The sequence below is a fragment of the Mangrovibacter phragmitis genome (assembly GCF_001655675.1).
Lineage (GTDB): Bacteria > Pseudomonadota > Gammaproteobacteria > Enterobacterales > Enterobacteriaceae > Mangrovibacter > Mangrovibacter phragmitis.
On record NZ_LYRP01000012.1, the window covers coordinates 504347 to 517636 of the forward strand.

The 13290-nt window shown below is 49.8% G+C and carries 12 protein-coding genes; 6 read left to right on the top strand and 6 right to left on the bottom strand.

Annotated features, from left to right (window positions below):
* Positions 1 to 67 precede the first annotated feature (67 nt).
* From pckA to A9B99_RS12540, 5 genes are all read right to left on the bottom strand, one after another.
* Positions 68 to 1684 carry a phosphoenolpyruvate carboxykinase (ATP) gene (pckA, locus tag A9B99_RS12520; RefSeq protein ID WP_064597945.1) on the bottom strand — a complete coding sequence of 539 codons (1617 nt, stop codon included), beginning with the start codon at positions 1682 to 1684 and terminating at the stop codon, positions 68 to 70.
* A gap of 329 nt (positions 1685 to 2013) precedes the next feature.
* Complete coding sequence (gene hslO, locus A9B99_RS12525) at positions 2014 to 2892, bottom strand: Hsp33 family molecular chaperone HslO (protein WP_064598075.1); 879 nt, start codon at positions 2890 to 2892, stop codon at positions 2014 to 2016.
* Positions 2893 to 2917: 25 nt separating this feature from the next.
* Complete coding sequence (gene hslR / locus A9B99_RS12530) at positions 2918 to 3319, bottom strand: ribosome-associated heat shock protein Hsp15 (RefSeq protein WP_064597948.1); 402 nt, start codon at positions 3317 to 3319, stop codon at positions 2918 to 2920.
* Between the two features lie 11 nt (positions 3320 to 3330).
* Positions 3331 to 3999 carry a GMP/IMP nucleotidase gene (gene yrfG, locus A9B99_RS12535; protein ID WP_064597950.1) on the bottom strand — a complete coding sequence of 223 codons (669 nt, stop codon included), beginning with the start codon at positions 3997 to 3999 and terminating at the stop codon, positions 3331 to 3333.
* A gap of 58 nt (positions 4000 to 4057) precedes the next feature.
* Positions 4058 to 6193, bottom strand: coding sequence for an IgaA/UmoB family intracellular growth attenuator (locus A9B99_RS12540; RefSeq protein WP_064597952.1), 2136 nt, complete (start codon positions 6191 to 6193; stop codon positions 4058 to 4060).
* Positions 6194 to 6528: 335 nt separating this feature from the next.
* On the opposite strand from A9B99_RS12540, the gene nudE reads away from it, so the two are divergent.
* Entirely contained in the window at positions 6529 to 7089 is a 561-nt protein-coding gene (gene nudE, locus A9B99_RS12545; protein WP_064598076.1) for an ADP compounds hydrolase NudE, read from the top strand.
* Positions 7090 to 7119: 30 nt separating this feature from the next.
* Here nudE and mrcA read toward each other — a convergent pair whose 3' ends face one another.
* Positions 7120 to 9669: a peptidoglycan glycosyltransferase/peptidoglycan DD-transpeptidase MrcA gene (mrcA, locus tag A9B99_RS12550; protein WP_064597954.1), complete on the bottom strand. Its 2550-nt coding sequence runs from the start codon at positions 9667 to 9669 to the stop codon at positions 7120 to 7122.
* A gap of 117 nt (positions 9670 to 9786) precedes the next feature.
* Here mrcA and A9B99_RS12555 point away from each other — a divergent pair, with 117 nt between their 5' ends.
* Genes A9B99_RS12555 through A9B99_RS12575 form a run of 5 tightly spaced genes read left to right on the top strand, consistent with a single transcriptional unit; the run spans position 9787 to position 13152 of the window.
* Positions 9787 to 10608 carry a type IV pilus biogenesis protein PilM gene (locus A9B99_RS12555; protein WP_064597956.1) on the top strand — a complete coding sequence of 274 codons (822 nt, stop codon included), beginning with the start codon at positions 9787 to 9789 and terminating at the stop codon, positions 10606 to 10608.
* Complete coding sequence (locus A9B99_RS12560; RefSeq protein WP_064597958.1) at positions 10605 to 11150, top strand: PilN domain-containing protein; 546 nt, start codon at positions 10605 to 10607, stop codon at positions 11148 to 11150. Before A9B99_RS12555 ends, A9B99_RS12560 begins: the two co-directional genes overlap by 4 nt.
* On the top strand, positions 11134 to 11664 hold the full coding sequence (locus A9B99_RS12565; RefSeq protein ID WP_064597960.1) for a HofO family protein: 531 nt from the start codon (positions 11134 to 11136) through the stop codon (positions 11662 to 11664). The genes A9B99_RS12560 and A9B99_RS12565 overlap by 17 nt, the downstream gene beginning before the upstream one ends.
* On the top strand, positions 11615 to 11938 hold the full coding sequence (locus A9B99_RS12570) for a HofP DNA utilization family protein (protein ID WP_082917869.1): 324 nt from the start codon (positions 11615 to 11617) through the stop codon (positions 11936 to 11938). The genes A9B99_RS12565 and A9B99_RS12570 overlap by 50 nt, the downstream gene beginning before the upstream one ends.
* Positions 11935 to 13152 carry a secretin N-terminal domain-containing protein gene (locus tag A9B99_RS12575; RefSeq protein WP_064597963.1) on the top strand — a complete coding sequence of 406 codons (1218 nt, stop codon included), beginning with the start codon at positions 11935 to 11937 and terminating at the stop codon, positions 13150 to 13152. The genes A9B99_RS12570 and A9B99_RS12575 overlap by 4 nt, the downstream gene beginning before the upstream one ends.
* The last annotated feature ends 138 nt before the right edge of the window (positions 13153 to 13290 follow it).

The following is a 13290-nucleotide window of genomic DNA, read 5'->3' on the forward strand; positions in this document are numbered from 1 at the left end:
GATACAAAGCAAAGCCCGTGTATTCCAGAATACACGGGCTTTCTGCTACTCAGACTCAGGGAGTTGGTTACCGGGTTTGTGGCCCGGCACTGACCAGCGCGGCACCCGCGGGAGTATCGGTATATTTCTCGAAGTTATCCACAAACAGTGTGGCGAGATGCTGCGCTTTCTCTTCCCATTGTGCGGCAGTGGCCCATGTATTGCGTGGGTCAAGTATCCTGGCGTTCACTCCCGTTAATGCAACTGGTACGGCGAGGTTAAAGACCGGTAGCGTGGTGGTTTCAGCGTTATCCAGTTCTCCACTAATAATGGCATCGATGATTGCGCGCGTATCTTTAATGGAAATACGTTTACCAGAACCGTTCCAGCCCGTATTCACCAGATAGGCCTGGGCACCGGCAGCCTGCATCCGTTTCACCAGCACTTCTGCATACTGCGTGGGGTGCAGCGTGAGGAAGGCGGCGCCAAAGCAGGCAGAGAATGTAGGCGTTGGTTCGTCCACACCACATTCTGTACCAGCCAGTTTTGCGGTGAAACCTGAAAGGAAGTGGTATTGCGTTTGTTCGGCTGTCAGGCGTGAAACAGGTGGCAGCACTCCAAATGCGTCTGCGGTGAGGAAAATCACCTTAGTGGCATGGCCTGCTTTGGATACTGGTTTAACAATATTATCAATGTGATAAATAGGGTAAGACACGCGGGTATTTTCAGTTTTGCTGCTGTCGTCGAAATCAATGGTGCCATCGGTAGCGACGGTGACATTTTCCAGCAAAGCATCACGGCGAATAGCCCGGTAAATATCTGGCTCTGCTGCTTCTGATAAACGGATGGTTTTCGCGTAACAACCCCCTTCGAAGTTGAATACGCCGTCGTCATCCCAGCCGTGCTCGTCATCGCCAATCAGGCGGCGTTTCGGATCAGTGGAGAGAGTGGTTTTACCGGTTCCGGATAAACCGAAGAAGACCGCTACATCGCCTTTTTCACCAACATTGGCGGAACAGTGCATGGAGGCAATGTTTTTCAGTGGCAGCAGGTAGTTCATAATGGCGAACATCCCTTTCTTCATTTCGCCGCCATACCAGGTGCCACCAATTAACTGCATGCGTTCTGTCAGGTTAAAGGCAACAAAGTTTTCTGAATTCAGGCCTTGTGCCTGCCAGTTTGGATTGGTGCATTTTGCCCCATTCATTACGATGAAGTCAGGTTCAAAATCAACGAGTTCTTCATCATTGGGCCGAATGAACATGTTCTTGACGAAATGTGCCTGCCAGGCCACTTCGGTAATGAAGCGTACACACAAGCGGCTGTCCGGGTTAGCACCGCAAAAAGCATCAACCACAAACAGACGTTTTCCCGAAAGCTCTTCAGTGACGAGGTTTTTCAGGTCTTGCCATATTTCAGGGGTGAGCGGGTGATTGTCATTCTTTCCGCTGCCGTTATCAGCCCACCATAATGTATCGCGGGTTGTATCATCACGAACGATATATTTATCTTTTGGTGAGCGACCAGTGAAAACACCGGTATCAACAGCGACGGCACCCAGATTTGTCAGTACGCCACGTTCAAACCCTTCCAGGGTTGGGTCAAGCTCTTCACGATACAATCTATCGTAATCAGGGTTATACACCACTTCCAGTACGTCATGAATACCATAAGCCTTCAGTTCTTGCGGGGTTAAAACGCGCATGTCACTTCTCCTTAGCCAGGAACTATTACTATAAATTGTAGGGTTATTAGCCGAATGTTGACCGCGACCCGCTTCATAGATTTACGTATCAAAAGATTTGTTCGCAAATCAACAGAAGCAGGGCAGGTCTCGCTGCGGGGAACATTATCGCAGGATTTTTTTATTAATGAATATAAGTGTTTTGCAAATGTTATTGAAAAGTAGAAAAAAAAGCCTTTTTGAGATTGTAAACGCATACATAATGTTGCGACGGTGTAGTTCTCGACAAAACAGTGTGGTGGCTGACGGAAGGGAAAAGAAGCCCTGGTGATGACCAGGGCCTGTAGTACTTAATGAATGTGCGGATCCGCTGGATCGGCATTGGTCCGTATTTCTGCGATATCCATAGCATTAAACAGGTAGTGGCTACCGCAATAATCACAATGCATATCTATCTCACCATCTTCTTCAAGGATGGTGTTGATTTCTTCTTGTGGCAGAGTTTTCAGGGCTGCAGCACAGCGCTCACGTGAACAACTGCAAGAGAAACTGACATCCTGAGGTTCATACAGAGTGACTTCTTCTTCGTGGTACAGGCGCCATAGCACTTCCTGGGCAGGCAGTGTCAGTAGTTCTTCGGCTTTGATGGTTTCTGTCAACGTGGCAAGGTGAGTAAAATCATCAGCCTGGGTATCCTGAGCAGGTAAGACTTGCAGGAACATACCTCCTGCTGCAGGTTTACCTTCTGACTCACCAAGGCGAATAAACAGGCGGGTTGGCAATTGTTCTGAACGCACAAAGTAATCTTCCAGACACTCTGCGATGGTTTCACCTTCCAGACCAACCACACCCTGGTAGCGCTCACCTTCTTTCGGACTGATGGTGATAACCAGATAGCCATTACCCACCATTTCTTTCAGTGTGGCACTGGCTGGGAACTCTTCGCTAAAACGCGCAACACCACGCAGTTGCTGCTGGTTATTACCGTTGATAACAGCCAGGGACAACGGACCATCACCCTGCAACTGAACGGTAATATCACCTTCAAATTTCAATGTGGCAGTGAGCAGTGATGTGGCCACGAGCATTTCACCCAACAGGTTTTTCACCGGTTGCGGGTAATCGTGGTTGGCCAGCACTTGCTGCCAGGTGTCAGATACCGTTACCAGTTCGCCGCGAACAGCGAAATTTTCAAACAGATAACGGTGCAATTGGTCGTGTTGAACCATACTTTCTCTCTCTTGCGGGCGGTGATTATTCATTGCCGCCGTATTTAAATTTCATCAAATCACGCCGCTCTTTTTTGTCAGGGCGACGTTCAGGATGCGGCATTGTCAGTGAATTCATTTTACGAGCCAGTGCGATATTCTCGCGCTTCTCAATACTGTCCGGTGTTTCTTCATACAGCGTAGCAGCTTGTATTGCGGGACCACGTTTGTCGGTGATGCCTTTAATAATAACCGTACGCTGGTCATTACCCTGACGAATCACCAGACAGGCATCCAGTTCGACGATTTTGCTCGGTTTACTTCGCTGGCTGTTGTAGTGCACCTTCCCGCCTTCAACCATTTCTCTCGCAATGGCCCGGGTTTTATAAAAACGGGCAGCCCACAGCCATTTATCCAGCCGCACACCTTCTGCGATTTTCTCTTTCATCTCACCTCCTTTCAGGATAGTGCCTGGAGCAGCCCCCGGTAGTCACCTGTTGCCGGATGGCGGTGCCAGATTTTATCGGGTTGCCCGGAGTCCGGGTTAGTGACCCCGAGACAATAGCGAATGCCGAATTGTTTTGCGGCATCAAGAATAGGTTCGCTGTCGTCAATGAACAATGTGCGAGCCGGATCAAACCCGGTTTGCTCCTGAACAGCCAGCCACAGACGCCTGTCTTCTTTGGGATAACCAAATGTATGGGTGGAAAGTAATAAATCAAGCCAGTTGCCTAAACCAGTATGTTCCAGTTTGACAGAAAGGTTATACGGGTGCGCATTAGTCAGCAGGACTCGCCGCTTCCCGGCCTGTTTCAGAGCAGATAAAAATGGCGCGGTATCAGCCCGCAAGGCTGCCCGTGGCCCCATCTCCCGGGTCATACCACGAATATCCAGGCCGAGTTCATTACCCCAGTAATCGAGACAATACCAGTTTAGCGTATGTTGTACGGCATGGTATTTCTGGCGAATCAGGGTATGTGCGTCCTCGAGGGGAATGCCCCGCTGTTTGCTGAGCGTTTCTGGCACCAGATGCAGCCAAAAATAGTTGTCAAATGCGAGGTCGAGTAAGGTGCCGTCCATATCCAGCAGAACGGTGTCGATATGTTGCCAGTCAATGTCGACGTGCATGAGAGCTCCCGGGTGTTCACAATGTGCCACAGGTTATCACAACCTGCGGCATGAATACTCAGAACAAATGGGGAACGCCCGGCCCAGGGATCAGTTTCGGATTGAGGCAGTTTTCGTACCATGCCTGAATTTGTGCCAGGCGACGGCGGTGCCGGTAGTAACGGATAGCTGCCATGCTGCCATTATACAGGGTGCTAAGCACCATCGCGGCCAGCAGCAATGACGTGAAGATATAACGCCACAAACTGGCGCTGTCTGGAACGCTGTGCAGCATGATGTGTACCGTTCCATTCGCGTCGGTGGACAACCCGGTTATAATGCCTTCCGCATGGAATGGCGTATGGGTCAGAGTTTCGGCAAGGTGCCGGAAAACAGCCCATTGCTCTTGCGGCGGATAATCATAGAGTGAAACAGGCGGATAAGGCTGGTCAACCAGTTCAGCGCCCTCGTCACTGATAATCAAAAAACCCCCTGGTGACGGGCTGTTCAGTGACATAGCAGCACGGGATGTTTCGCGCATGAAGAAAGGAGCAGTCGATGTTGCCACCAGATTAGACAGTGACTCCGCGCTGACCGGGCGGAGCAGAACATTAATTCCATCCAGTTTTCCGCTATCTGCGCGCTTAACCAGTGTTTCCCAGTCCTTGGTATTCCCCAGATTCACCAGGGCATTTTTGAGGCGAATACAATCATCGTTCGAGGTACATAACGCCTGGGTTTTTTGCACGATATCTGCAAAGTCATCCACCAACACCATGCCTGATTTTTGAATAGCGGAAGCCAGTTGCGGGTTCACCTTTGTATCATCGCCATCCTGTGGATGTAGCTGGCGATTGACTGTTTGCACCAGGGCACTGGCTTTAGTGACGATATCGGATTCCGGCGCTGGCAACGGGGTAGCGTTGTTCCAGAAAATCTGTGAACAATCAAAGGGCCGGAAAGGGGTGTTATGCTGAGCTGACCAGTTGTCCGTAGCCGAAATACTGCACATCCCGGACCCGGAGAGTTGCACGGTATCACCAACACGCAAATTGGCACTTTCCAGTTGAGACAATGTTGTCGCTTCAATACTTTGCGCGCCTTTAAGCCAGGAGATAGTGAGCTTTATCGGCATATCAAGAGGCACCCAGACAACCAACATCACCAGTACGACAAGGGCGCTGGCACTAATTATCAGGCTGCGCAGCCAGTGCTGCAAAGGAAAGTTTTTTACTTCATCATGTAAAGACAGAAAACGTCCCTGGCGAACAACATGGCGATCCAGATAAATATCAATGTCTGTTTTATGTCCCAGGTCCTGGTTAATAAAAGGCTGCCAGTGAGAGGGGTAAACCAGGTCAATGACACCAAGAGATATATTATTTTGTTCCTGGTCTGATTCGCCAAACAGCCCCCAGCGTTTTGGGGTACCGCGCAAACAGTGGATTTCCCGTAAGTTGCTTTTTGCCGGTGGGATGCAGATACCATATAACCCACCCAGTAACAGAAGCGTGGCACATCCGGCAAGCCATGGGATAAACATTGATGGAATAAGCAGGCACAGATAGTACAGTAAAAAAGCAGCACTGATCAGCAGGGCATCTCGCAGGTTATCCTGATGCGACAATGTGTATTCTTCACGCGTCTCTTCGCGAATATTTAACAATTCAATTTGTTCACTTTCTTCGCCACGAATCGATGCAGTGCTGCCAGAGAATTGATGTACCGCTCCGCGGGTTTCCTGGTGATAGTTTTTCAGTGTATGGCCATTGAGGCCAATCACCAGTGGGAGTGAGTCGGTAATCACTAAGTCAACGTTGTTATCATCACTGATGTACTGCTCCCAAAAAGGCGGTAAATGGACTTCAACAGAATCCAGATAATAGCGCCACTTGTTAGGATCATCGGCAGTAAGCCCATAGCGGGTAATTGAACGTACGACTGAATAAACGATGCGGCTTTTAGGGCTGAGCGACAGGGTAACTGGGCCTGCACTGGCACCACTGGGGCCAGGCAGTTGCTGATTACGTGCAAGTGAAGAAAGATAGTGCTCAATAGCCGAGCGTTCTTCTTCGCTAAGCTGGCGTGTCGTCGCGCCAGCTAATGCCTGCAACCAGGGGTAGCGCGAGTGCTGACGCTGCTTGTACCCGTACACCAACCCGGCAATAGCCAGGCAGCCCAGTACTGCAGTGAAAAAAATCAACAAGGTGCTCATGCTATCCCCATCAAACCTTCATTTTTTGAATCAAGTACAGCAAACGGCGACCCTTCACTGATGATTTTAGTTAAGTGAATGATAATCGGCATTATTGATTTCTTTCTTTAGCTTTTTGGGTAGACATGCCGAAGGTAACTAAATGTTAGCAAAGCTATATAAAGAGAAGTATCAGCAAATTCCTGGAAAGAATGCAATGCCTTGACATCAGTCAAATTGTCATGATTCGTGCTTGTTTCGTTGCACAATTGTGAAAAACAGGCAATTGGCAATTGCTCAAACATTGCCGTGTGTCGCAAAATAGCATCAGGATCCCATAAATGAAGCGCAGATTCATGAATAAGCCACTAAAAAAACCACAAATACTGAATGTTGAAACCGTTGCCCGCTCCCGTTTGTTTAATGTTGAGTCGGTTGATTTGGCATTCAGTAACGGGGTTCATCGTGTCTATGAACGTATGCGTCCGTCTGAACGGGAAGCTGTGATGATAGTCCCTCTCCTGGGCGATAAACTTGTTCTGATACGTGAATATGCTGTTGGCACAGAGTCTTACGAGCTGGGGTTTCCAAAGGGATTAATTGATCCCGGCGAGTTGCCTTTTGATGCGGCGAACCGGGAGTTGCAGGAAGAAGTGGGGTTTGGTGCGCAAAAACTGAGCTTTCTAAAAAAAGTGACAATGGCACCTTCTTATTTTTCCAGCAAAATGAATATTATTTTGGCTGAAGACTTATATGAATCATCGTTGGAAGGTGATGAGCCGGAACCCCTGATACAGGAACACTGGCCGCTGGCGACCATGATGGATTTGCTGAAAGAGCCTGACTTTAGCGAGGCACGTAATATCAGTGCGCTGTTTTTAGTGCGTGAATGGCTGAATCAGCAGGGTCGGCTGTAATAGCCCCTTCCACAGGAAGGGGCTGGCTTATCAGAAGAGTTCGTGAGTTTCACCGTTATCAATGACAGTTGTCCCCACTTCATGTACAGCCTGATGAGTGGGTTGTGTGCCATCAATAAAATACTCATCCCGGCTATTGCCGCCGCTGGCAAGTTGACCTGTGGCACGGTCAATACGCACGGTAACAATACCGGGTGGCGGCGTGAGTGGTTGCTCCGGAACACCGTCTAATGCCGCTTTCATGTAATCATCCCAGGCTGGTTGAGCACTTTTAGCACCACCCTCGTAACCAGAGATCTGATCCTTAATCACACCTGATAACGTAGTACGCCCAAGATCCCGACGATGATCGTCAAAGCCTATCCACACCGACGTGACGACACCCGGGCCATAACCAGAGAACCACGCATCTTTTGAACTATTGGTTGTTCCGGTTTTGCCGCCGATATCATTACGCTTCAGGTCCCGTGCCGCGCGCCAGCCGGTACCCATCCAGCCTGGTTCACCGAAGATATTCGAGTTCAGTGCGCTCTTGATAAGGAAGGAGAGTGGTGTGCTGATAACATGAGGTGCATAAGCCTGAGACTGCATGGCAGGCACTTGCCCATTCACTTTTTCAAGTTCAGGCATGGGCACTGTGGCATTTTGCTGCTGAGCAGAAGTAGCGACATCTTCCATGTTCTGATTTTCCAGAACATTCGACTTCGGTGTTTCGCCATAAATAACCGGCAGATTGCAATCGGCGCAGGCAACCTGTGGTTTGGCCTCAAAAATCGTGTTGCCCTGTTCATCGTCGATCTTACTAATGAAGTAAGGATCAACCAGGAAGCCGCCATTTGCCAACACAGCATAGCCACGAACCACCTGCAAAGGTGTGAAGGAAGCGGAACCCAGCGCCAGTGATTCTGTGCGCACAATATTCTGTGACGGGAAGCCAAAGCGTTGCAGGTAATCGGCAGCGTAGTCCACACCCATCGCCCGCATAGCGCGAACCATGACCACGTTTTTCGACTGCCCCAGGCCCTGACGCAGGCGAATCGGACCATCATAAGTTGGTGGGGAGTTTTTCGGACTCCAGTCGGAACCTGCACCAGCGTCCCAACGCGAAATAGGTACATCGTTCAAAATACTGGCTAATGTCAGGCCCTTATCCATAGCGGCGGTGTACAGGAATGGCTTAATGTTAGAACCGACCTGACGCAGAGCTTGTGTGGCGCGGTTGAACTTACTTTGGTAGAAATCAAACCCACCCACCAGCGCCATTACCGCACCATCGTGTGGGTTAAGCGAAACCAGAGCCGAGTTCACTGCTGGTATCTGAGCCAGCCACCAGTTGTTGTCTTGCTGGCGAACCCAGATTTGCTGTCCCGCCTGAAGAACATCGGTTACTTTGCGCGGAGTGGCACCCTGCTGAGTATCTGAACGCCATGGCCGTGCCCAGCGAACACCATCCAGCGTTAAGCGCACCGAACTCCCGTCAGCGAGCATCGCTACTGCTTCTGTTGGGGTGGCACTGTTCACGATAGCCGGATGTAACGGGCCATAATTAGGCAGGGTGCGTAACAGGGTAATCTCTTTTTGGGTATTCCATGGCATTTCACCAATACGCCACAACACCGTTTCCGGGCCTCGATAGCCATGGCGCATATCGTAATTAATTACATTGGTACGCAGAGCATCCTGAGCGGCTTGCTGTAAACGACGGCTCACCGTGGTATAGACTTTGTAGCCATCGGTATAAGCGTTATCGCCATAGCGGCTAACCATTTCCTGGCGAACCATCTCAGCCAAATAAGGTGCTGAAAAGACTATTTGCGGGCCATGGTAATTCGCTTCTATCGGCTGAGTGACCGCATCATTATATTGCGCCTGTGTAATATAGCCCTCGCTGAGCATGCGGCTCAAAACCACATTGCGGCGGGCCGTTGCCCGGTCGACAGAGTAAATCGGGTTGAATGTGGAAGGTGCTTTCGGCAACCCCGCAATTACCGCCATTTCACTTAATGTTAGCTGGCTGACATCTTTACCAAAGTAGACCTGAGCGGCTGCTCCCACTCCGTAAGCACGGTACCCGAGATAAATTTTGTTGAGATAAAGTTCAAGAATTTCATCTTTACTCAGCAATTGCTCAATACGTATCGCCAAAAACGCTTCTTTAATTTTACGGTCGAGCGTTTTTTCGGGACTCAGGAAGAAGTTACGCGCGAGTTGTTGTGTAATTGTACTGGCACCCTGGGTAGCATGCCCGGAAAATAGCGCTACGCTGGCCGCACGAAAAATCCCCACAGGATCAATACCATGGTGTTCATAAAAGCGGCTGTCTTCAGTCGCAATAAACGCTTTCACTAACTCAGGCGGAATTTGATTCAGGTGCAACGGTATCCGCCGCTTTTCACCAAATTGTGCAATCAATTCACCATCGGCGCTGTAGACCTGCATAGGCGTCTGGAGTTTGACATCTTTGAGCGTCGCAACATCGGGTAACTGCGGCTCTATGTATTTGTATAAGCCATAAATCGAGCCAGCACCCAATAAAATGCAAGCAATAACAAAGAACAATAAATACTTTACGAACTTCACTGAGCTTTTCTCATCTGGTTTCTGTTGGGCAGTTTATAAACAACCGGGCAGTAGTATAAAGGCATCAAGAGCGCTTTGATATGCCATTTTTACTTTTAGGTCAGGGAGGAAGATGAGATGTGTCCAGCAGCACAGTGGCAGGTGGGGGTTGATATTCAGCGTGACAGGCTCCGGGCGGTGGCTGTTCAACACCGGCGTTATGGGTGGCAATTACGCGGCTGGTGGGAATGGCCGGTGTCTCATCATTCACCAGACGATACGCAACAGCCTTCACACGCTGATGTCGTTTCAGCTCTGGCGGCGTTAAGGCTCTCACTGCCTTACGGGTATCGTATTCGGGTGGGGATCCCTACCGGGCGTACGCTTCAACAACAAATGTCATTACCTGCTATGGCTATGACCGAGACTGATACCTGTCGTTATATCGGTCAAATGGCTGCACAACAACTGGATATACCTGTCAGTCAATTGTGTTGGGACTATGTTGCCCGTACTGCTACTGATTCTGGCAGCAAGAGTGTCAGTGTTGCTACTGCTCCGGCGGATGTAGTGGCACGTTTGCAAGAGTATTTTACCCAAAGCAAGTGCCACCTGCGTGCAATTACCCCTGATGCGCTGGCACTGGCTCCTTATCAGGCTCTTCTGGGAGGTAGTTCCTGGGTTATATATCGCAGCCAACATGACTGGTTATGGTATGGCCCCCAACAATGGGGGGCAACACGGGTTTCCGATGTGCCGGAAGTGCCTGCTTTATTGGAACGGTTGGGATGTAAAAGTGAACATATTCATTTTTGTGGACCACAGGAGGTGCTAACGGAACAACCACAAGAGAGGCTGGATCCATATCGCTTGCTACATCTGGTTGCACCTCCTTTACCTGAAAACATCGACCCATTTGTCATTGCATTGGGGTTGGCGCTTGGGGGTTATCCGGCATGAATGAATCGCTGAATTTTTTGCCGTGGCGGGACCAACGGCGTAAATCTTTGTTCTGGTTGTGGGGGCGGCGCTCATTCATTGCACTGTGTTGCGTTGGTATAACCCTGGTACTTGTTGTTCTGCCTTTGCATACCTGCTTACGTGTCAATATGAATGTGGCTTCCACATTCCCTGCTTTATATAACCACCAGCAACTTGCGGTAGTCGGGCTGGAAACAAAGCTTACCCGGTTAGCTCAGATACGCCAGGCCAATGACACTATGAAAAAGCGCCAACAACGATTACACCGTTGGCGGCAGAGCCTGGTCTACCTCAGTCAGCAGTTACCGGAAGATACCTGGATTACCCGTCTGGTTGTACAACATAACACCTTGTCAGTTGAAGGGGTTGGGTTATCGGCTGAGGGTACACTGGCCTGCGAAACGGTACTGGCGGCCTTGCCAGGGGTTGACCAACTAAAAGTTAACCATATCACCCGGCGTAACGGCGAGATTCACTTTGGATTTACCCTGCAAGGTGAGAAGGATGATGTTGATAGTTGAACACTGGCTGGCACTTTCCGGCCCCAGAAAGGCCGTGCTTTTGCTTGCGCTGATGGCAGTCTGTACAGGTATTGGCTGGTTGGTTTGGGTGATGCCAGTAAAACAACAGGTTGCTGATTCCGTTATGCAATTGAATATGCAGCGTACTCAATGGCAACAACAACAGGCCAACTGGTTACAATTACGCCAGCAAGTAGCAGAACTGGAACAACAGTATTTATGTATCAGCCAGCCAGTCACGGTATTTTCTGCCCAGCGTTTTACCCGAGATGTGGGAGGGAAATTATTACGCTGGGGGATGCCGGGAGGTGAGCGTAAAGGTGAACTGAGTTTGTCCTTGCCCTGGGAGGGTGTTTTGCAGTTATTTCCGGCATTGGCTGGTGAACCTGTCGAATTGCCAGGGTTCCAGTTGCAGGCGGACGAGGGTGAGCAGGTTAGCGTGAGGCTGGATCTGGAGATTATGGATGCGTCAGATAATGTTGTTGATGTTATGGGTACCTGCGCTGGTCTGTAGTGAATTGCGAAATCCATTTATTCCACTGGCAACAACCTGTTCATCAGGTGTACCGGATGAATGGCGTTTTATGGGGGTAGTACGTCAGGGAGCGATGCTACAAGGCATTATTCGTACCGGCAGTGGGCAGTGGTTGCGTGTGATAGAGGGCGATGAGCTTGGTGATAGTTGGCGTGTTGGCCCAGTTTCTGAACACCAAATGATAGTACGCCGGGTAGCAGCATGTTCGGCGCAGGAGCATATTTTACTACCCTCAGGGAGGAACGAAACATGAAAGTATGGCTGGTGAACCTGGTATTTTTGTGGTCAACATGGTGTGGCGCCAAACCAGTTTCCCTGGTGGTTGACCATGTGCCGGTGGCACAGGTGTTACAGGCACTTGCTGAGGGCCGGAAGCTTAATGTTGTGATTGCACAAGGGGGCGATCGGCTGGTGTCATTACGGTTGGTGGATGTTCCCTGGGAGCAGGCGCTTTCCGTGGTGCTTGAAATTGCGGAACTGGAAGGGAAGGTGCAGGGCAATATTTTGCGCATCAGTACGCGTGAATGGGCCAGTCAACAGCGCCAGGCTCAGCGGGAAGAAAAAGCGCAACAACAGGCTCGCCTGCCGCAAAAACAGGCTGTTATTGTTGTACAGCATGCTGATGTCGAACGGGTAGCGGCTGCCATTCGTGAACTGGGTGATAATGGTCTGTCAGGCTCCGGGTCTATGGTGGTTGATAAGCGTACCAGCAGGCTGATGTTAAATGATACGCAACCAGCACTGGCGCGCATACAGGCATTGGTTGAGTTACTGGATTTACCATTAGGCCAGGTTGAGCTGGCGGCCCATATTGTGACGATTAATCAGCAAAGTTTGCAGGAACTGGGCGTGAAGTGGCAAGGTAACTCACGGCAGGTTTCAGGCTCTGCAGAGTTAGGTGTTACGGGCAGCAGCACTACCAGCCTTGGGTTCAATATTGGTCGGGTCGACAGTAATTTATTGGCGCTGGAACTGTCAGCCCTCGAACAACGCCAGCAACTGGATATTATTGCCCGCCCACGCCTGATTACCGCACATCAGCAACCAGCCAGTATTAAGCAAGGGAGTGAAATTCCCTACCAGACCTCAGGTACGGATTCTTCGGCTGCTACTATTGAATTTAAAGAAGCTGTTTTGGGGCTTGAGGTAACGCCTGTGGTTCTGCCGGATAAACGAGTCCGCCTGAATTTACGTATCACTCAGAATGCCCCTGGGCAGGTTTTACAGCGTGCTGAGGGCGACGTTATGGCTATAGATAAACAGGAAATAGAAACCCGAATTGATGTACGCCATGGCGATACCATCGTTCTTGGTGGTATTTTTCAGCATAAACAACGTGATGGTGTGGCTCAGGTTCCTTTTCTTGGATCCATTCCATTGATTGGCGGTTTATTCCGTCATCAAATAAAAGAAGATGAGCGTCGGGAGCTGGTTGTTTTTATCACCACCCATCTGGCAGAAATCTGACAAATAAAAGATGTATACAAATAAGTTTAGTTAAACCCGTCATGGTGTTTGACCTGAGGCTGGAATTATCATACAAGATGTACCGGTTTTAGGTGGGGCAGGGCCGCTTCAGGCTCAGTGCTTGTTCTGGGGATATCC